The organism is Rossellomorea arthrocnemi (assembly GCF_904424705.1).
In the GTDB taxonomy this organism is placed as follows: Bacteria; Bacillota; Bacilli; order Bacillales; family Bacillaceae_B; genus Rossellomorea; species Rossellomorea arthrocnemi.
In genome coordinates, this window is sequence record NZ_CAJGBF010000005.1 from 150,694 (window position 1) to 171,039 (window position 20,346).

Here is a 20,346-nt window from a genome sequence, read left to right on the forward strand (position 1 = left end):
GCCTAGGGTAGTATGAGTATATTCTTTTATACCATTTCTTTCGGGATGATGGTGAAGTAGAGTCTGCATTTTTTAACTATATGTAGGTTGGCACTCTGGGTAAAAGAAACCTGTTCAAAAGGTCCGTCCCTCCAAATCAACCAAAATTCAATCCGTTTTCGTCGATAATCGTGATGAATACTGATGTTTTAACAATCTCTTCTTTCTATTGAAGAGGTCCGTCCCTCAATAAAACCGCCCATTACAGGGGATTGTAATGGGCGGTTTTCTATTTGATGGGTGTTAACGGGGGATTAGGGTTGGGGATTATTTCCCTTTACCTTTTCCTTTTCCTTTGCCACTTCGACTTTGTTTCAGGCATTCGTAATAGTAGCCCTGGCAGTTACAGTCTGCTTTTTTACCTTTGTTCTTTTGTTTGTCTTTACCGCCTTTAGCATTTTGTTGTCCCATTTGGTCTTCCATCATCCATTGGTATTCTCCATACTCTTTGCATTGCTGCCGACCTTTGCCTTTCCCCTGTCCTCTTTTCGAACTCATTTTTCATCCTCCTTTTATTCTTTACTTTAGTTTACGTTTCAAGGTGGTTTAGCGTACGGGTTGTCCCGCCTATTTTTCAGCCCTTTTACTATCGGCATGGGATATGTTCTTTCTGTATTCATTCTCATACCAGCCATTACTGACATTTCACCTGTGAATTTGCTGCCCCTATTGCATCCGTTTTGCAACTAGTCCACCAAAAAGGGCTCCTGTAATAGTACGGTATCACGGCATGTCACATATACATAAAGTGAAAACGTTTATATACAACTGGAGGGAACAGGTATGAATAAAGAATTAATGTCTTCACTAGTCGGGAAGGTTGTCAAGGTGAATCGCGGCGGCCCTGAATCTCGTACCGGAAAGCTTTTGTACGGAGGGGACGATCACTTTGCTCTATTAACTGAAAAGGATGGTGTGATTTACTTCAACTCATCACATGTTAAGAGCATTTCACAAAACATCAAGTCCGGTTTGCCGTTTAAAAGTGAGGAGCTTTCAGAAGAAGGTTTGGAGTTTATGAAAGAGGACACATTTGGAGCATTACTCACCAGCTTGAAATATCAGTGGGTCAGCATCAACCGCGGTGGTCCCGAAAAGCTTGAGGGAATCCTTGAGAATTCCAATGATGATTTTGTCACGTTGGTATTGAATGAAGAGGTAGTCCGCCTTGCTGCGTTCCATGTCAAGAGCATCAGCTACGGCGTGAAAGCCAAAAAAGAAGAGAAAACGGAAGAAGAGAAGTAATCTTCTCTATAAGGAAAGGAGAATAATAATGAGTAATTTCAACGATTCATTAAAAGGGTTAACAGGGCATCTAATCAATATTACTCTAAATGACGGCACAAAGCTGTCAGGTCAATTAGCGGAGGTCAGTACGGATTTCTTGACCGTCTACTCCAATGAAAACGAAACATTGTATTACCCTATTTCACAAATTCAGTCAGTAACGAAGAACTCTAAATATGCAGAAGCATTGCCCATTACAGATGATCATCTGAAGGGTGAAAAAATGTCGGATGTATTGTCTCAAAGCCTACTCAGCTGGGTTATCATCAACGGATCAGGAAAAGCTTCCTATTCAGGGGTTCTTTCAGCAGTGGAAGAAGACCACATCGTGTTGACCCAAGGGAAAGACAGGATTTACCTTAAGCATTCTTCTGTTCTAAACATTTATGATGGGACCAATAAAACAACTTCAGATGATACAAACAATTCATCCAATAAAGACAATTCTTCACAAAAACAAGACTCTTCTCAGAAGCAGGATTCGTCGGATACAAGCAAAGATTCAACTACTCAGCAAAGTTCTAAAAACCAATCTTCTAACAAATCGTCCAAAAAAAATACGTATAAAAAACAAAAGCCTGCCTTTTATTTCGATGAACTTGAAGGGGTAAAATCTAATTCTTCTAAGAAAACATCCTCTAAGTAAAAACGTCAGAATCTGAGTAAAAGTTGGTCAAAATGAATAAAGCAGGCTTTGATAATCATGAAAAATCTCAGCATCTTCCTTGATTGGCACTTTTCACTTGAAGAAGATGCTGGGATTATTCACAAAGAATTGTGTATAGAGATTTGAAAGGAGGATTTATCTTGTTTTTGATCATCTATTTTATCCTTTTAGGAAGTATATTTCATCTCCTATTTATTAAACCCGCTGTTTCTAAAAAGGTGGACAAACAACCATTCGTGCAGCACTTAGATGCTTCCCCTTCCTCTATTATAAATGAGGCGAAACCACATGCCAGATAGTATGTTTTGGTTTATGACGATCATTTTCTCCCTCACCATCATCGTCATGTTATGGCGGCCGTTCGGGATCAACGAAACCATCCCCACATCCATCGGGGCGGCAATCGTACTCCTTTTAGGAATTGTTCCCTTCAGTGATGTGTTTAAAATCGTCGACATCGTGAGCGGAGCAGCCCTAACGATTTTATCGACGATCATGATGTCCATCGTCCTAGAGAGTATCGGATTCTTTCGGATCGTTGCCATCAATATCGTCAACAGATCGAGGGGTTCAGGTCTCAGGCTTTATATCTATGTGATGACCTTATGTTTTATGATGACCATGTTCTTTAATAACGACGGCAGCATCCTTATCACCACTCCGATCATCATTCATATGACATCTTTATTGAAGCTCAAGAACCAGCAGAAAATCCCTTACCTTTTATCAGGTGCCCTCATTGCAACCGCAGCCAGTGCACCGATCGCCGTCAGTAATATTTCAAACCTGATTGCCCTGAAAATTGTCGGCCTCACCTTGCAGGACTACGTCCAGATGATGTTTGTGCCTTCCATGATCGCGATCATCGTCATTGCCTATCTGCTCTACCTCTACTTCCGGAAATCAATCCCGAAAAAAATCCTGGATGTCTCGATCAAATGGAAAAAAGATGCCCAAGCCTACTCCTACTCTCACCCTCTTACCTCTAATGAACATGAGAAAGAAATTGACTGGACCCTGATTAAATACTGTTTGATAATTGTCGTTCTGACCCGGGCAGCCTTTTTTGCCCTTACTCCGTTTGGAATATCACTTGAAATCATTGGTCTTGTCGGGGCAGGTATCCTGATTCTGCTACGATATAGTCGCACGAAGATGGGAGTCTTGGATATCATCAAAAAGACACCTTGGCATGTACTGCTTTTCGCTTTTAATATGTACGTGCTGGTTTATGGATTGAAAAATGTGGGATTAAGCGACTTTATTGTCGATCAATTCAGGGATTATATTGTTGGTCAACCTCTAAATGCCAGTTTGATTATGGGAATCTTCCTCACCGTGATATCCAATCTCTTTAACAATCTGCCGGCGGTAATGATCGGAACCTTATCCATTACTGAAATGGGACTGGACCCTCACATTTTGCAAATTGCCTATTTAGCCAATGTGTTGGGCAGTGACATTGGTGCTTTGTTAACACCTGTGGGAACCCTTGCCACGATGATCTGGATGTTCATCTTAAAGACCCATGGAATCAAAATATCCTGGAGCCAATACTTGCGTGTGACCATTATCGTGGTCCCAATAGGTCTATTAATCGGATTATATAGTTTGTATCTGTGGATCGAGTGGTTATTTTAAATGAGAAAGGAGTATCAATGCGAATGAAAAATGTTTATTCTATATTTACCGGAGAAGCGGTCATCATCGAACTGACTGGGAAGAAAATCATCAATGGATATTTGATCGAGGTGGGCAGCGAGGTCGTGATTGTTTATAACGGAGACGACTATATTTATATTTCTTCTTCTCATATTAAAAATATGTCGATTGTATCGAAAGAATCCATCGGGATCAATGAACCCTCTACCAGTCCCCAACTCGAACAGGAAGATCAATTATCCCTGCGAAAAATCCTTACAACAGCCAAGGGAGTCTTCCTTGAAATCTACACAATGGGCAATCAACCCATTCATGGCTATATTACAGGGATCATGAACAATTACTTCGCCTTCTATTCCCCTGTTTATAAAACGATGTACATCTCCCTGCAGCATTTAAAATGGCTAGTCCCATACTCAACCAATCTCTCTCCGTACCGCCTGGCGAAAGAGAACCTGCCCGTCAACCCTTCAAGTTCCATCACACTGGCGAGAAGCTTCGAGGTTCAGCTCGAAAAACTATGTGGCTATCTGGTTGTACTGAATCTTGGTGTCAACGAAGAATTAATAGGTAAAATCGAAAGAGTAGAAGATAATATTATCGAAATGATCACAGCCAAAGGAGAATCCCTCTACTTGAATATGCAGCACGTTCAAACCGTCCATTTGCCATAAAAAAAACCACCTTTCACAAGGAAAGGTGGTTTCTTCATAATTAGAAGTTACGTTCGGAAACGTTAATTCTATTCATGGCACGCTTCAGAGCGAGTTCGGCACGACGGAAGTCTACATCTTCGCGTTGTGCCTGCATGCGGTCTTCTGCACGGCCTTTTGCTTCTTTCGCGCGTTGTACATCGATAGCTTCTGCTGTTTCAGCAGACTGTGCTAGAATTGTCACTTGTTCAGGACGTACTTCTAAGAATCCGCCACTGACAGCTACAAGCTCAGTGTTGCCACCTTTTTTCAGGCGAACCGCACCGATTTGTAGTGGAGCAACCATCGGAATGTGTCCAGGTAAGATTCCAAGCTCACCGCTTTGAGCTTTCGTGCTCACCATTTCCACTTCTGAATCGTACACTGGGCCATCGGGAGTGACAATATTGACTTTTAATGTCTTCATTTTCTTCCCTCCTGGTCCCTAATTATACCTCTACGCCCATTTCTTTAGCTGCAGCCAGTACGTCCTCGATCGGACCTACTAGACGGAATGCATCTTCTGGAATGTGGTCGTATTTACCTGCAAGAATATCAACGAAGCCTTTAACTGTGTCCTTCACTTCAACGTAAGAACCTTTTTGGCCGGTGAACTGTTCTGCAACGTGGAAGTTTTGAGATAAGAAGAATTGTACACGACGTGCGCGGTGTACCGTCAGCTTATCATCATCAGAAAGCTCATCCATACCAAGGATCGCGATGATATCTTGAAGTTCTTTATAGCGCTGTAACGTTTGTTGAACGTTACGGGCAACATTGTAGTGTTCTTCTCCAACGATCTCAGGAGAAAGAGCACGGGAAGTCGATGCTAATGGATCTACCGCAGGATAGATACCCATTTCAGAAAGCTTACGCTCAAGGTTTGTTGTTGCATCCAAGTGAGCGAAAGTCGTTGCAGGAGCCGGATCCGTGTAGTCATCGGCAGGTACATAGATCGCTTGGATCGATGTTACAGAACCTACGTTTGTTGACGTGATACGCTCTTGCAGTTGACCCATTTCAGTCGCAAGTGTCGGCTGATAACCAACGGCAGATGGCATACGGCCTAGCAGGGCAGATACCTCTGAACCTGCTTGCGTGAAACGGAAGATGTTATCGATGAAGAGAAGTACGTCTTGACCTTGCTCATCACGGAAGTATTCAGCCATTGTAAGACCTGTCAGGGCAACACGCATACGTGCACCAGGAGGCTCGTTCATTTGTCCGAATACCATGGCTGTTTTCTTGATTACGCCAGAGTCGCTCATCTCGTGGTAAAGGTCATTTCCTTCACGAGTACGCTCTCCAACACCGGCGAATACAGAGATACCACCGTGCTCTTGAGCGATGTTGTTGATAAGCTCCTGGATTAATACGGTTTTACCAACACCGGCACCACCGAATAGACCGATCTTACCACCCTTGATGTATGGTGCAAGTAAGTCTACTACTTTGATACCTGTTTCAAGAATCTCAACTTCTGTAGAAAGCTGATCGAATGTAGGTGCTTGTCTGTGAATTGGATCACGACGGATACCTGCTTCTAGAGGCTCGTCTAAATCGATTGATTCACCCAGAACGTTGAATACACGACCTAAAGTTACATCCCCTACTGGTACAGAGATTGGTGCTCCTGTATCAAGTACGTCGGCTCCACGTTGTAAACCATCCGTAGAAGCCATCGCAATTGTACGTACAGAATCATCACCTAGGTGAAGGGCAACCTCTAATGTAAGTTCAGCTCTATCTGCAATTTGGACCTTTAAAGAGTTGTAGATATCAGGAAGTTGGCCGCTGGCGAACTTGACATCAACAACTGGACCCATTACTTGAAGAACGTGTCCTTTGTTCATCTCTTTCCCTCCTAACTAGCTTTTGACAAAAACTTTATAAAGTATAAACGGTTTTTACAACCGTTAGAGTTCTATTCCAATGCCGCCGCACCGCCGACAATCTCAGTGATTTCCTGAGTGATCGCTGCTTGACGCGCACGGTTAAATGATAGTGTAAGGTCACTGATGATTTCCTTCGCATTATCTGTTGCGTTTCTCATCGCTGTCATACGAGCGGCGTGCTCACTTGCTTTACCGTCAAGTAATGCACCGTAAATCAGGCTTTCAGCGTATTGAGGAAGCAACACCTCAAGGATCTCCTCTGCAGAAGGCTCGAATTCATACGAAGCAAGCTTTCCGGATGGAGTCAGATCCGTTAACGGTAATACTTTTTTCTCCGTAACATCCTGTTGAATCGCACTTACATAGTGGTTGTAGAACATGAACAGTTCATCGTATGCCTCAGCCGAGAACATACTCACCGCTTTGTTTGCGATATCTTTAATGTCTGCGAAATTCGGTTGATCCGGAAGACCAACGACGGATTCCATGACATTATAGCCTTTTTTACGGAAGAAATCAGCACCGACACGGCCCAGAGCAATAATGGCAAATTCATCATTCGAGCTGTGACGCTCTTTAATTCGATTGCTAACAGCACGGATTACACTGCTGTTATATGCCCCCGCCAAACCGCGATCTGAAGTAATGACCAGATACCCGGTTCTTTTAACGGGGCGGGAGACTAGCATCGGATTCCTCACACCTTGACTGCCCGCTGCAACGGATGTCACCACTTCCTGGATCTTGTTCATGTAAGGAACGAATGACTTAGCATTCGTCTCCGCACGATTCAATTTAGAAGCCGATACCATTTCCATTGCTTTGGTGATTTGACTTGTCTTTTTGGTAGAAGTAATACGAGTTTGTATATCGCGTAACGATGCCACTGGTTCTCACCACCCTTTACATATTGTCAGACATAGGGAGAGGGGCGTAAAGCCCTTAGCTCCTCTATGATTCATTATTCAGACTTGATGAACGTCTTCTTGAATTCATTGATAGCTGCTGCCATAGCATCGTCTTCAGGAAGACCTTTAGTCGTACGAATATGGTCTAACAGTTCAGTATGGTTGTGATCTAACCAGCTTAGGAATTCACCTTCGAAACGACGAATGTCTACTACTGGAATATCATCTAAATGACCTTTTGTAAGTGAATAGAAGATCATAACTTGTTTTTCAACTTTAAGTGGTTTGTTAAGATCCTGCTTCAGTACTTCTACTGTGCGTGCTCCACGATTCAGTTTCGCTTGCGTCGCTTTATCAAGATCTGATCCGAACTGAGCGAATGCTTCAAGCTCACGGTAAGCAGCTAAGTCAAGACGAAGCGTACCGGATACCTTTTTCATCGCTTTGATTTGAGCGGATCCACCAACACGTGATACGGAAAGACCTGCATTGATCGCCGGACGTACACCGGAGAAGAATAGGTCAGATTGTAAGAAAATCTGTCCGTCTGTGATGGAGATAACGTTTGTTGGAATGTAAGCGGAGATATCCCCTGCTTGTGTTTCAACGAATGGCAATGCTGTGATGGAACCTCCACCTTTTGCATCACTCAGCTTCGCCGCACGCTCAAGTAAACGAGAGTGCAAGTAGAATACGTCACCAGGGAATGCTTCACGGCCTGGAGGACGGCGTAATAATAGGGAAAGCTCACGGTAAGCAGAAGCCTGCTTAGAAAGATCATCATATACAACAAGAACGTGCTTGCCGTTATGCATGAATTCTTCTCCCATTGTGATTCCAGCGTAAGGTGCTAAGAATAGCATTGGAGCCGGAGAAGCAGCTGATGCCGTTACAACGATTGTGTAATCTAATGCACCGTGCTTACGCAGTGTTTCAACTGCGTTACGTACAGTTGATTCTTTTTGACCGATGGCTACGTAGATACATACCATGTCCTGGTCTTTTTGGTTTAAGATTGCATCGATGGCAACAGATGTTTTACCTGTTTGACGGTCACCGATGATCAATTCACGTTGACCACGACCGATTGGAACTAACGCATCAATCGCTTTGATCCCCGTTTGAAGTGGCTCGTGTACAGATTTACGATCCATAACACCAGGTGCTCCACTTTCAATTGGACGCGTTTTTGTTGTTGCGATTGGACCTAACCCATCAACTGGTTGTCCAAGTGAGTTTACTACACGACCAACTAGTTCTTGTCCTACTGGTACTTCCATGATACGTCCAGTACGACGAACCTCATCGCCTTCACGAATGTCAGTATATGGTCCGAGAATGATGATACCAACGTTGTTTTCTTCTAAGTTCTGTGCCATACCCATGACACCGTTAGAAAATTCAACAAGCTCTCCAGCCATGACATTGTCGAGGCCATGAGCACGAGCGATACCGTCACCGATTTGGATAACTGTACCTACGTCGCTTACTTTCATCTCAGACTGATAGTTTTCAATTTGCTTTTTTATCAGCGCGCTGATTTCTTCCGCCTTGATGCTCATGAATTTCACCCCTCATTTATACGAAAGTTAACGAATTAGTTCACGCTCAAGACGAGTCAATTTACCTTGCAGGCTTCCATCATAGATGCGTGTCCCGATTTGGACCTTGATGCCGCCAAGTAAATCTTCGTCTGTCACATTGGTAATTCTTAATGATTGTTTTCCGACTTTTTTAGCAAAAGAAGATGACAATGCTGTTTGCTCATCTTCTGTTAAAGGACGTACAGAGTAAACTGTCGCATCTGCAATTCCCCGTGCTTCGTTTGTCAATTCGATGAATGCCTCTACTAATCCTGTGATTTCGCCCGTACGGTGACGGTCGGTCATCAGCATCAATGTGTTTAAGACATACGGGGAAGCCGTAGAAAATGCTTCCTGAATCAATGACTTTTTCTTATCTAACGTAAGTTTTGGATTTTCAAAGAGAACCGTTAATTCGATGTTTTCCAGGAAAACCGCTCTCACTGTACGCAGCTCTTCTTCGATCCCTTCAAGCTGATTATGTTCCTGGGCAATTTCGAAAAGAGCTAACGCATAGCGCTTTGCAACTGTAGAGTAGCTCATCGCTCTTCCCCTACCTCTTGAATATAATCGTTAATTAACTTCTGTTGATCATCAGCTGAAAGTTCTTTCTCAATGACCTTAGAAGCAATAAGTACTGATAAAGATGCAACCTGTTTCTGAAGTGCCGCAACAGCTTGTTCTTTTTGTGTTTCGATTTCGCGTTTTGCAGATTCTTTCAAACGCTCTGCCTCTAGACGAGCAGTTGTAATAATCTCTTCACGTTGTTCAGAACCCTGTTTCTTAGAGTTTTCAATCATAGATTGGGCTTCCAGGCGAGCTTCCTTTAGAAGTTTCTTTTGCTCTTCTAAAATATTGTTAGCTTCAGTGCGGCTTTTTTCGGCTGCCGTGATTTCACCGGCGATGTGGTCTTCACGCTGCTGCATGATTCCCATTAATGGACCCCAGGCAAATTTCTTAAGTAGCGCCATAAGGACAAGGAACATGATTAGCTGGAAAACGATATCCCCCGTGTTAAGGCCGCCATGACCTGCTGCCTCACCGATAACGAATGCGTTAGTTAACATACTCGATTCACTCCCTTCAAGAATCGATTGGATCGTATTTTTTATAAATGAACCGTTCTTGCAAAGAATCTATTCTTTAGTACATAGGAATGGCGAAGATAATCGTCAAGACGAACTTCGCCATTCAACCTGTCCGTTTTATTAGCTTCCTAGTGCGATGAAAGCGATAACTACGCCGATGATAGGAAGTGCCTCAACTAGTGCGATACCAATGAACATTGTTGTTTGTAAAGTACCACGTAATTCCGGTTGACGTGCAATTCCTTCTACTGTACGACCTACGATAAGACCGTTACCAATACCTGCTCCTAGTGCTGCTAAACCAACTGCAATTGCTGCTGCGATAAGACTCATTCTAAAGTTCCTCCTTTAATGTATAAGAAAAATATTTTTTACATATATGTTTGTCCACCGTAATGAACAGGTATATATTAATGGTCGTGGCTGACTTTGTGAGCCATATAAACCATTGTTAACATACAGAAAATAAATGCTTGGATTGACCCGACAAATACCGAGAACCCTTGCCAAGCAAGCATAGGTGCAATCGCACCAATCATTCCGCCGAAACCACCATTTACAGCGAGACCTGCAAGTAACGCAAGCAGGATTTCACCGGCATAGATGTTACCGTAAAGACGAAGACCCAATGTAAGAGTGTTTGCGAACTCTTCTATAATTTTTAGCGGGAATAACCACCACATTGGTTTAAAAAAGTCTTTCCCGTATTCGCCAAACCCTTTCAATCTGATTCCATAGAAATGGGATAGTACCACTACCATAACCGCCAGGGTCATCGTGATGGCAGGATCGGCTGTCGGTGATTTCCACCATAATTCTCCGTCATATACGACAGAAAATGGCAGACCCAGCATATTCGATACAAAAATATACATGATAATCGTGAGACCTAAAATATGAAAACGGCCACCCGTCTTCCAGTCCATGTTGCTCTTAATGATCCCCTTGACAAAGTCCATCACCCACTCGAAAAAATTCTGCATTCCGGTCGGTTTAAGGGCTAAGCGACGTGTAGATAAGAGGGCTATAATAAACACTATGGCCGTTGCGACCGTGATCATCAAAACGTTCGCAAGGTTAAAAGTCAAACCCAGAAAATCGGTTGTAGGTGCTCCATGATTCAAAATACTTCACCTCTCTTCCCCGCTATTTATTAGTTTTGAAACTGCTGAAAAAATAATCTATCATAATGACAATATAGGTCGTCATTAATCCAATAATAAGACTTAGGAGATGAAATGTTTCTGGAAATCGTGTGGCAATGATGACTCCAAGGGCGGCTGCGGCCATACGGGAAGTGGTACCCAGTGATCTCACTTTTTTCCCTTCTACCACGGCGTCCCCGAACTTCGAGACCCGCTTGGTCATGCCCCAGTGCATATAAAGACTTAGAACTGTCCCTAAAATTAACCCTAAGAATACTGATTTGTGGGTGGTGACTCCCCAACCCAGGACGAAAATAGAAAGCACATAAATTATGTATTTCCGCTGTCTATTAAACATTTGATGGAGTTCCGGCATATCTTATTATTCTCCTAAGAAGAAATGTCGTACTGTTCGAAGCATCGCATAAATTCCTGCGGCGAGACCGAGGAAAAGTCCGATGATTAAAAAGAGTGGTGCTGAATCAACCTGCTGATCCATCCATCTTCCCAGGAAAATCCCTATTAAGATAGACCCAACAAGCTGTGCCAAAATGGCCGAATAAATGGCCATTGCTTTATATGGGCTTTCGTTTTTTTGACCCATTTCAACCCATCCTATTCAAACGAAATTTGAACACGAGGCAAGCATTTCAGACATGATGCAAAACCGATTACATAAGGCTTTTTCCGTTGTGAAAACCTTATCATTTTACATCCTTTGTAAGCATACAATAGGGCTTAATCTATGTCAATGCGTTCAAGTTAAAAAGTTCACAACCTATCCACGCGTTTCCAGATTGTTCACATTTTCAACACATTTACAAGAAAAGCGGAGGCGGGTTGGTTAGACCCGACAAGCACAACTGGGAAATCCCTAAAGGCGCTCTTTGCCTTTTGGGATTTTTCAGTTGTGACCTCGAGGGACTAACCGCCGGAGCTGGACATGTCGAAAAGCGGAGGGGGCTCGTTCTGGGGCGACAAGCATAAGGCGAGTCGACCGGAAAGGCGCTCTTTGCCTTTTTGGTCGGCTTGACTTATGACCTCGAGCCCCAAGCCCCCGGAGCTGGACATCGCGAAAAGCGGAGCCGACTGCTCAGGCCCGACAAGCATAAGATGAATATGCCGGAAAGGCGTTTTTTTGCCTTTTTGGCATATTTAGCTTATGACCTCGAGGGACTAGGAGGCGTAGCTGGACATGTCGAAAAGCGGAGGGGGGTTGGCTAGGCCCGACAAGCATATGATGAATGGACTGGAAAGGCGTCCTTTGCCTTTTTAGTCCATTTATCATATGCCCACGAGCCTCTACCCGCCGGAGACAACCCGAAGAGCTGACCAACACCCGACCACGAAACCCCGCAAACCCATAAAATATATAAACAATTACATAGTGCCTACTTCACATGCCCCTCCATTATATAGAATATTCCCTTATTGAGTAACCCTTGAATTTAATGTAAATACTTCCAACTGTATTAGCTTAGTCTCTTGGTAAAAAACAAAGGTCCGTCCCTCAATAAATTGTAAGAGGGACGGACCTTTACTTAGTTTCATTCGTTTGGATCGAAGGATTTTGGACGTTCATCCAGGTGGCCGAAGTGGTAGCGGATCGCTTGGGTGATTCGGTAGGATGCCTGTCCATCTCCATATGGATTTGTTGCCTTTGACATTTTGCTGTGTGCTTTTGGATTTGTCAGAAGTTCCTTTGCAAGCTTGTAAATGTTTTCTTCTTCGTTACCTGCAAGCTTCAATGTTCCAGCTTCAATTCCTTCTGGACGCTCCGTTGTATCACGCAGAACCAGGACGGGAACACCCAGTGAAGGAGCTTCTTCCTGAACGCCACCGGAATCCGTCAGAATCAGATGGGCACGAGAAGCGAAGTTATGGAAGTCGATGACATCCAGTGGTTCGATCAGGTGAATGCGCTTGTCATCTCCAAGTACTTCATCTGCCACTTCACGAACGGCCGGGTTCAAGTGAACCGGATAGACAACCTGAATGTCATCGTGTTCTTCTACTAATCGTTTGATCGCACGGAACATGTTACGCATGGGTTGGCCAAGGTTTTCACGTCGATGAGCCGTTAATAGAACTAACCGATCATCACCAAGCTGCTCCAATACTTTATGATGATACTCGTCTTTTACAGTCGTTTTTAAGGCATCGATCGCAGTATTTCCAGTAATGAAAATACCCTCTTCTTTTTTGTTTTCATTCAGAAGATTCTCAGATGATTTTTCAGTAGGAGCAAAATGAAGATCCGCCATGACACCTGTCAGCTGACGATTCATTTCCTCCGGGAATGGGGAAAATTTGTTCCACGTTCTTAAACCGGCTTCTACGTGACCAACTGAGATTTGGTTATAATAGGCTGCAAGACTGGCAACGAACGTTGTCGTTGTATCACCATGAACAAGGACAATATCCGGCTTCGCTTCTTTCATTACCTTGTCTAGACCTTCTAATCCACGTGTCGTTACATCAATTAATGTTTGGCGGTCCTTCATGATGTTCAGGTCATAATCAGGTGTGATATCAAAGATGTTTAAAACCTGGTCCAACATTTCACGATGCTGGGCTGTTACTGCCACAATCGTTTCAAAGCTTTCCGGATATTTTTTCAATTCAAGAACAAGGGGAGCCATCTTGATGGCTTCCGGTCTTGTTCCAAAAATCGTCATTACCTTGATTGGATTCTTCATCATTTCGCCCTGCCTTTCTTATTTCGTTCCGTACAAACGATCTCCCGCATCCCCTAGACCAGGAACGATGTAGCCTTTTTCATTCAGCTTCTCATCAAGAGCTGCGATGAAGATATCCACATCAGGGTGTGCTTCTTTGATGGCGTCTACCCCTTCAGGACAAGCCACGAGGCACATGAACTTGATGCTTACGGCACCGCGCTTTTTCAATGAGTTGATTGCTTCAACGGCAGATCCGCCCGTTGCAAGCATCGGATCAACCAGGATGAAGTCACGCTCTTCCACATCACTCGGAAGCTTCACGTAATATTCAATCGGTTTAAGAGTCTCAGGGTCACGGTATAACCCAACATGTCCCACTTTCGCAGCCGGGATCAATTTAAGGATTCCATCGACCATTCCAAGTCCGGCCCGTAAAATCGGCACAATCCCTAATTTTTTTCCTGCAAGGGTTTTTGCTTTAGCGTTACTTACCGGCGTTTCAACGTCAATATCCTCCAGTGGTAAATCACGGGTAATTTCAAAGGCCATTAATGTTGCAACCTCGTCTACAAGCTCACGAAATTCCTTTGTTCCAGTTTCTTTATCACGGATAAACGTCAATTTGTGTTGGATCAACGGATGATCAAATACATATACTTTGCCCATTCGACTCTCTCCTTTAAATTCAATTTTATGTAAAAATGGTATGTCCACTTCATTTACACCTCAGACTATTGTACATAAAAGACAATTTAAGAGCAACATGAGTTAGGAAGTGTAATGGAATCGTTAGAATTGAGAAGATTGAGGTGGAATTAATCCCTGAGAAGAGGTTTTTGTTATTTTGACTGGGTGAGTGAAGACCATGAGGCCTGGGACGGAGGTGATTGCGTCGTTTTCATGATTATTGCGTCATTTTCGCTTGTGATTGCGTCATTTTTATTTTTATTGCGTCGTTTTTCCGTTAATTGCGTCATTTCAATATATTTTTGCGTTTTTAACAAATTCCGGAATAACCACAAAAAAACCTCCCCACCAGGAACGTCCGTCCCTAATGAAGAGGCCCTCATCTATTATCTTTCAGGATATAACTCAAATTTGCTTGTTAAATCCAACACGCGTTTGCGTGCCTCTTCCAATTTCGCTTCATCTTCGTGGTTCTTAAGAGTCAATGCCATGATCGAAGCAATCTCATCCATGTCCTCAAGTCCGAAACCTCTGGACGTTACAGCTGCTGTCCCGATTCGGACACCGCTTGTAACGAATGGGCTTTCCGGATCGAATGGAATCGTGTTTTTATTGACGGTGATTCCGATCTCATCCAGGACTTTCTCAGCCACTTTACCAGTCAAGCCAAGTGAACGAGTGTCGATCAGTAATAGGTGGTTATCAGAACCGCCGGATACTAGATCGATTCCTTCCTTCACAAGACCTTCTCCCAGACGTTTCGCATTGTCGATGATGTTCTGTGCATATTCCTTGAACGAATCCTGCAGCGCTTCTCCGAATGAAACAGCTTTAGCTGAGATGACGTGCATTAGTGGTCCACCTTGAAGACCAGGGAAAATAGACTTGTCTATCTTCTTCGCAAACTCTTCTTTACAAAGGATCATTCCGCCCCGAGGTCCGCGCAGTGTTTTGTGAGTTGTGGTAGTTACGAAGTCTGCATACGGAACCGGATTCTGGTGAAGTCCAGCCGCTACAAGACCTGCGATATGAGCCATATCCACCATTAAGTAAGCTCCCACTTCGTCTGCGATTTCACGGAATTTCGCGAAATCGATCGCTCTTGGATATGCACTTGCTCCCGCTACGATCAGTTTCGGCTTATGTTCTAACGCTTTTTGTCTAACATCTTCGTAGTTGATCAGGTGCTTTTTTTCATCCACACCGTACTCTACGAAATTATATTGAATTCCACTGAAGTTGACGGCACTTCCGTGAGTCAAATGTCCACCATGAGATAAGTTCATTCCCAGAACCGTGTCCCCATGTTCAAGGATTGTGAAGTAGACTGCCATATTGGCTTGTGCTCCTGAGTGAGGCTGAACATTGACATGTTCCGCTCCAAAAAGTTCTTTCGCACGATCGCGAGCCAAATTCTCAGCTACGTCCACATGCTCACAGCCACCATAATAGCGACGACCTGGGTACCCCTCTGCATACTTGTTTGTCAAAACGGAGCCTTGTGCTTCCATGACGGCTTCACTGACAAAGTTTTCAGATGCAATTAACTCGATTTTCGTTCGTTGACGCTCTAATTCATCTTGAATCGCTGCATAAATTTCCGGATCTTGCTTGGCAATCTTACTCATACATATCCCCCTTTAATTCATAGGCCCAAACTGCTCTAGGTGCCTCATTGATTCATTCACTCTCATTCTAACACGATTCACCAAAAGGCGAAATAAAAACCTCCAGTCAAAAAGTAATGTTCGTGTTTAGAGATTATCTGGAGGGACGGACCTCATGTGACTCTATTCACAATCAATTTCAAACCTTCGCCAATCGCCTATGAGTGGCTTACTGACTAGCATTATAGAAAGCGGAAGAACTTGCCTGATTTTTTTCCTTGCCTCCCCCCATCACCCAACTGCCCTCAATTTGTCTCGAACATAAACATCCGACCCTTGTCCCTCTTTACCGTTCGGTTTTGACACCTCTTAATTGGTCAAAATCTAAAAAAAGGTCCGTCCCTCATACGAGAGAAACGGACCTTGGTTTATCGTGGTTTTATTCGTAAATGGCTCTGGTTCCGCCGATGAGTTTTGGTCTGGTTTTGGCGAGGGTGACGTGGGCTTCGCCGAGGCTTTTTTGGGTTACCCGGATTGGGACGGCTACGTGTTTCAGGTGCATGCCGATGAAGGTGTCCCCGATGTCAATGCCGGCGTCGCCTTTGATATGCTCGACCATGACAGGGTCTTGAAAGGAATGATAAGCTTTCGTCGCCATGGCTCCACCTGCTTGGCGGACAGGAATGACCGTGACCTCATCCAGTCCTTTTCTTTCTGCTGCTTCCCTCTCAAGAACTAGGGCACGGTTTAAGTGCTCGCAACATTGAAACGCCAGGGAAACCCCTTTCGTATCTGCCCAGCCTTTTAACTCGTCAAAAATCATTTCTGCGACTTCAATGGTTCCCGCCGTGCCGATCCGCTCCCCGATCACTTCAGAGGTGGAGCAGCCCACGACAAAAACTTGTCCCTTTTTCAACTGAACTTGCTTGCTGAAATCTTGCAGGATCATCTGCAGTTCATTCTTCAATTGAGCGATTTCCATGAAACCCACTCCTTATTGTTTGTCTTCGTATGCCGTAATCTTCCCTACTCTATTTGCATGGCGACCGCCTTCGAATTCCGTCTCCAGCCACGTTTTGGCGATTTCCCGTGCAAGTCCGGCACCGATTACGCGCTCACCCATGGCCAGCATATTACTGTCATTATGTTCCCGTGTCGCTTTTGCACTGAATACATCATGTACAAGGGCACAGCGAATTCCTTTTACTTTGTTGGCAGAGATGCTCATTCCGATTCCTGTTCCGCAAATAAGAATGCCGCGATCGAATTCACCCCGTGCCACTTTTTCCGCAACAGGAACGGCATAGTCCGGAAAGTCGACGGAGGTTCCACATTCACAGCCGAAGTCTTCATATTCCAGACCCAATTCTTCCAGTAATGATTTGATTTCTTCTCTAATATTCACTCCGCCGTGATCGGACGCTATTGCAATTTTCATATTCTCCCACTCCCCAAGCCTTTGATACCTTTTATTTTGCCACATACTCTTCATTATATAAAGCTTTTCAGCATTTAAAAACGGGTATGAGGTCCGTCCCTCATACCCGCTTTTTTTATAAATGAAAACGCGTGATCGTGTTCTTTAGTGATTCGGCCTGTTCTTTGAGATTAAGTGCCAGTTTCTCCACGTCATTCATGACGACTGCTTGTTCTTTTGTAGAAGTGGATACTTCCACTGCCCCGGCTGATGTTTCTTCTGCAATGGCAGCAACTTCCTGGGATTGCTGGGAAGTGAGTTGAATGCTGTCCATCTGCTGATCAACGAGGACTGAAATGTTTTGAACCGCATCCGCCACTTCATGAATCGTTTTCGTCATGGTTTCGATCATTTCATTGGTCTGCGTCCCTTTTTGAGCTTCGGAATTGGCTGAATCGACCTGGGTTGTGATCTGGCCGACGACATTTCCGACCTCTATTTGAATATTCTTGATAAGTTCCGAAATGCCTTGAACCGCTTTTCCACTTTCGTCTGCAAGTTTCCGGACTTCCTCTGCAACGACGGCGAACCCTTTACCATGTTCCCCGGCACGTGCCGCTTCGATGGAAGCATTTAAGGCGAGTAGATTGGTTTGGTTCGCGATATCCCCTACTAACTGGATGATCTGTTCCACTTTTTTCGCATTGTCTTCCAGTCTGCGAACCGCATCCAATGAATCTGCATTTCCTTTTGCCAGACGGCTGATGCCTTCAACAAGTGAATGAATGACTTCTTTACTGCCTTGAAGCTCCTTAACCATATTCTTGGACATATGTTCGGATGATTTCGAATGATTCTGAACTTCCTGGGCAATCCGGATGACATCTTCAACTGATTCGGCTGTCGTTTGAATGGCAGTAGCCGAACTCTCGGCACCGGCTGAAATTTCGCTGATCGTCTTTGAAATCGAGTCAGCTTGTGTCGAGGCAATTTCCGATGCTTTTGACAGCTCAATGACATTTGAATTCGTCTTGTTAAAATTATCATCGATGCTTGATACCATGTCACGCAGATTATGCAGCATCCGGTTGAATGCCAGTGCAAGTGAACGGATTTCATCGTCTGACTTCGGTACATCTACTTCGATCGCGATGTCCCCTTCAGCTGCTTTCAACGCAACCTGCTCCAAACGCTGAAGCGGTTTGACGATGAACCCTGCTGCAAAGAAGGCAAGCACGGCGGACCAGAACACACCCATCCCAAGGGTCATGATCGTAAACCACAGTTCGTCCATATCCGGTGCAAAAGCTGGTTTAATAACATAAATAAAAAGTGCACTTGTAGTATACGTTACCACCGCAAGAAGCGTGATAAAGAAGACCAATTTCTTTCTAAGACCCGATTTGTAGCTTTTCACTTTCCCCATCTTTCTCTCTCCCTGTCTTTAGCCAAGCTTTTTAATTAACTCCTCGATCAGTGAATCTAGTTCCCTGTATGTATGTCTATAGATGTCCACACTTCCCCCATACGGATCCGACACATCCAAATCAGCGGGATCTTCAAGGACAAACTCCTTCAGCGTGAAAATTTTATCCGCCACATGTGGATATTGATCCACGATCGCCCGTTTATGATTCGATGTCATCGTCAAAATATAGGAAGCCCAGTCCAAGTTCTCTTTTGAAAGCGAACTCGATTGGTGTCTATGTATTATATCGTTCTCTTTCAGCACTTCTTTAGCGTGAATTGAAGCATCACTCCCGTCTACAGCAAAAACTCCAGCAGACCTCACTTCAAATGTATCTGTACCTTTATGCTTCAAAACCGCCTCTGCCATAGGACTTCGGCACGTATTTCCCGTGCAAACAAACAAAATATTCATCACGTCATCCTCCTTAAAGCCTATTATAAAATAATTTCCATTCCATCCATAGACCATTCACAATATATACAAAAAGAAAAGCGGAGGCGGCTTGACCTGGGGCGACAAGCATAAGGCGAGTCGGACCAAAAGGCGCCCTTTGCCTTTTTGGCCGGCTTGACTTATGACCTCGAGACCCAAGCCGCCGGAGCTAGACAAAAAGAAAAGCGAAGGCGGCTCGCTCTGGGGCGACAAGCATAAGGCAAGTCGGACCAAAAGGCGCCCTTTGCCTTTTTGGCCGGCTTGACTTATGACCTCGAGACCCAAGCCGCCGGAGTTAGACAAAAAGAAAAGCGAAGGCGGCTCGCTCTGGGACGACAAGCATAAGGCGAGTCGGACCAAAAGGCGCCCTTTGCCTTTTTGGCCGGCTTGACTTATGACCTCGAGACCCAAGCCGCCGGAGCTTACCAAAAAAAGCCCACCCCAAGGGACGGACCTCAAACCATCTTCTTATATCGGCAGCAGCAACTTAACCCCAAACGCAAACAAAATACTCCCCCCAAGAGCCTCGCTATACGTTCCAAGCACACCTTGGAATTTCCGCCCTATCAATAATCCCGCCCACGTCAACACCGTAGCGGCGATCCCGAAACAGAATAAGGCGACGGCGGTTCGTGCTCCGAAGATCCCGAGGGTCAACCCGACTGAAAAGCTGTCCAGGCTCACACTCAACGCAAAGAGGACCAAACCAAGGCCAACGGGTGAAATGAGGGTCGTTTCCTCTTCCTTGAAGCTTGACATGAACATCTGGATTCCCAGTACAATGAGCAGGACGCCACCAGCGTAAGCCGCAAAGGATCCGAACGTTTCCGATAAAAACTTCCCCGTCATCATCCCGAGAAGGGGCATCCACACATGAAAGATTCCGACAACCAATCCTATATAAAAGACCTGCTTTAATCTAAGTTGAAACATCCCCATTCCAATTCCGATCGAAAAGGCATCCATCCCAAGAGCAAATGCCATTAACATCAAGGTCATCAGTTCGCCAATAATCGTTGTCATTTTTATTTCTTCCCCCTCCGGACATGCCTACAGAACAAACTTATGCACATCCAAAAGGATTT

24 protein-coding genes are annotated in these 20,346 nt (G+C 44.4%); 5 read left to right on the top strand and 19 right to left on the bottom strand.

Annotated elements, in window-relative coordinates; translation table 11 throughout:
• Window positions 1–306: 306 nt before the first annotated feature.
• On the bottom strand, window positions 307–537 hold the full coding sequence (locus BAA9072_RS09540; RefSeq protein WP_201714455.1) for a hypothetical protein: 231 nt from the start codon (window positions 535–537) through the stop codon (window positions 307–309).
• A gap of 285 nt (window positions 538–822) precedes the next feature.
• On the opposite strand from BAA9072_RS09540, the gene BAA9072_RS09545 reads away from it, so the two are divergent.
• The 5 genes from BAA9072_RS09545 (at window position 823) to BAA9072_RS09565 (ending at window position 4,329) form a co-directional block, all read left to right on the top strand.
• A complete protein-coding gene (locus BAA9072_RS09545; RefSeq protein WP_201714456.1) occupies window positions 823–1,284 on the top strand; it encodes a hypothetical protein in 462 nt (153 codons plus the stop codon).
• A 28-nt stretch (window positions 1,285–1,312) separates the two neighbouring features.
• Window positions 1,313–1,972, top strand: coding sequence for a hypothetical protein (locus BAA9072_RS09550; protein WP_201714457.1), 660 nt, complete (start codon window positions 1,313–1,315; stop codon window positions 1,970–1,972).
• Between the two features lie 161 nt (window positions 1,973–2,133).
• Window positions 2,134–2,292 carry a hypothetical protein gene (locus BAA9072_RS09555; RefSeq protein ID WP_201714458.1) on the top strand — a complete coding sequence of 53 codons (159 nt, stop codon included), beginning with the start codon at window positions 2,134–2,136 and terminating at the stop codon, window positions 2,290–2,292.
• Window positions 2,282–3,634, top strand: a complete 1,353-nt coding sequence (locus BAA9072_RS09560; RefSeq protein WP_201714459.1) for an arsenic transporter — start codon at window positions 2,282–2,284, stop codon at window positions 3,632–3,634. Before BAA9072_RS09555 ends, BAA9072_RS09560 begins: the two co-directional genes overlap by 11 nt.
• 23 nt (window positions 3,635–3,657) lie before the next feature.
• Window positions 3,658–4,329 (top strand): DUF2642 domain-containing protein, encoded by a 672-nt coding sequence (locus BAA9072_RS09565; protein WP_201714460.1) that lies wholly within the window; start codon window positions 3,658–3,660, stop codon window positions 4,327–4,329.
• A gap of 40 nt (window positions 4,330–4,369) precedes the next feature.
• On the opposite strand, the gene BAA9072_RS09570 is transcribed toward BAA9072_RS09565, so the two are convergent.
• The 18 genes from BAA9072_RS09570 to BAA9072_RS09655 all read right to left on the bottom strand — a co-directional run bounded on the left by BAA9072_RS09570 (window position 4,370) and on the right by BAA9072_RS09655 (window position 20,284).
• Complete coding sequence (locus BAA9072_RS09570) at window positions 4,370–4,774, bottom strand: F0F1 ATP synthase subunit epsilon (RefSeq protein WP_201714461.1); 405 nt, start codon at window positions 4,772–4,774, stop codon at window positions 4,370–4,372.
• 22 nt (window positions 4,775–4,796) lie between these two features.
• Window positions 4,797–6,200, bottom strand: a complete 1,404-nt coding sequence (atpD, locus tag BAA9072_RS09575; protein WP_201714462.1) for a F0F1 ATP synthase subunit beta — start codon at window positions 6,198–6,200, stop codon at window positions 4,797–4,799.
• A gap of 71 nt (window positions 6,201–6,271) precedes the next feature.
• The gene (locus BAA9072_RS09580; protein WP_201714463.1) at window positions 6,272–7,129 is read right to left on the bottom strand and encodes a F0F1 ATP synthase subunit gamma; all 858 of its coding nucleotides are present in this window, start codon (window positions 7,127–7,129) and stop codon (window positions 6,272–6,274) included.
• 74 nt (window positions 7,130–7,203) lie between these two features.
• Entirely contained in the window at window positions 7,204–8,712 is a 1,509-nt protein-coding gene (atpA, locus tag BAA9072_RS09585) for a F0F1 ATP synthase subunit alpha (protein WP_201714464.1), read from the bottom strand.
• A gap of 27 nt (window positions 8,713–8,739) precedes the next feature.
• On the bottom strand, window positions 8,740–9,276 hold the full coding sequence (locus BAA9072_RS09590) for a F0F1 ATP synthase subunit delta (protein WP_201714465.1): 537 nt from the start codon (window positions 9,274–9,276) through the stop codon (window positions 8,740–8,742).
• Window positions 9,273–9,800, bottom strand: a complete 528-nt coding sequence (gene atpF, locus BAA9072_RS09595) for a F0F1 ATP synthase subunit B (RefSeq protein WP_201714466.1) — start codon at window positions 9,798–9,800, stop codon at window positions 9,273–9,275. Before atpF ends, BAA9072_RS09590 begins: the two co-directional genes overlap by 4 nt.
• Window positions 9,801–9,941: 141 nt before the next feature.
• Complete coding sequence (atpE, locus tag BAA9072_RS09600; protein ID WP_032086923.1) at window positions 9,942–10,154, bottom strand: F0F1 ATP synthase subunit C; 213 nt, start codon at window positions 10,152–10,154, stop codon at window positions 9,942–9,944.
• Window positions 10,155–10,231: 77 nt separating this feature from the next.
• Window positions 10,232–10,945: a F0F1 ATP synthase subunit A gene (atpB, locus tag BAA9072_RS09605; protein ID WP_201714467.1), complete on the bottom strand. Its 714-nt coding sequence runs from the start codon at window positions 10,943–10,945 to the stop codon at window positions 10,232–10,234.
• A gap of 22 nt (window positions 10,946–10,967) precedes the next feature.
• Complete coding sequence (locus BAA9072_RS09610; RefSeq protein WP_201714468.1) at window positions 10,968–11,342, bottom strand: ATP synthase subunit I; 375 nt, start codon at window positions 11,340–11,342, stop codon at window positions 10,968–10,970.
• 6 nt (window positions 11,343–11,348) lie between these two features.
• A complete protein-coding gene (locus tag BAA9072_RS09615; RefSeq protein WP_201714469.1) occupies window positions 11,349–11,570 on the bottom strand; it encodes an AtpZ/AtpI family protein in 222 nt (73 codons plus the stop codon).
• Window positions 11,571–12,513: 943 nt separating this feature from the next.
• On the bottom strand, window positions 12,514–13,665 hold the full coding sequence (gene wecB, locus BAA9072_RS09620) for a non-hydrolyzing UDP-N-acetylglucosamine 2-epimerase (protein ID WP_201714583.1): 1,152 nt from the start codon (window positions 13,663–13,665) through the stop codon (window positions 12,514–12,516).
• Window positions 13,666–13,683: 18 nt separating this feature from the next.
• Entirely contained in the window at window positions 13,684–14,313 is a 630-nt protein-coding gene (gene upp / locus BAA9072_RS09625) for a uracil phosphoribosyltransferase (protein WP_034765147.1), read from the bottom strand.
• A gap of 407 nt (window positions 14,314–14,720) precedes the next feature.
• Window positions 14,721–15,962 carry a serine hydroxymethyltransferase gene (locus tag BAA9072_RS09630; protein WP_201714470.1) on the bottom strand — a complete coding sequence of 414 codons (1,242 nt, stop codon included), beginning with the start codon at window positions 15,960–15,962 and terminating at the stop codon, window positions 14,721–14,723.
• 418 nt (window positions 15,963–16,380) lie between these two features.
• Entirely contained in the window at window positions 16,381–16,923 is a 543-nt protein-coding gene (locus tag BAA9072_RS09635) for a TIGR01440 family protein (protein ID WP_201714471.1), read from the bottom strand.
• A gap of 12 nt (window positions 16,924–16,935) precedes the next feature.
• A complete protein-coding gene (rpiB, locus tag BAA9072_RS09640) occupies window positions 16,936–17,379 on the bottom strand; it encodes a ribose 5-phosphate isomerase B (protein ID WP_201714472.1) in 444 nt (147 codons plus the stop codon).
• Window positions 17,380–17,494: 115 nt separating this feature from the next.
• Window positions 17,495–18,784 (bottom strand): methyl-accepting chemotaxis protein, encoded by a 1,290-nt coding sequence (locus BAA9072_RS09645; RefSeq protein WP_201714473.1) that lies wholly within the window; start codon window positions 18,782–18,784, stop codon window positions 17,495–17,497.
• 18 nt (window positions 18,785–18,802) lie between these two features.
• Window positions 18,803–19,240: a low molecular weight protein arginine phosphatase gene (locus tag BAA9072_RS09650; RefSeq protein ID WP_201714474.1), complete on the bottom strand. Its 438-nt coding sequence runs from the start codon at window positions 19,238–19,240 to the stop codon at window positions 18,803–18,805.
• Window positions 19,241–19,729: 489 nt separating this feature from the next.
• Window positions 19,730–20,284 (bottom strand): manganese efflux pump MntP, encoded by a 555-nt coding sequence (locus BAA9072_RS09655; RefSeq protein WP_201714475.1) that lies wholly within the window; start codon window positions 20,282–20,284, stop codon window positions 19,730–19,732.
• Window positions 20,285–20,346 lie beyond the last annotated feature (62 nt).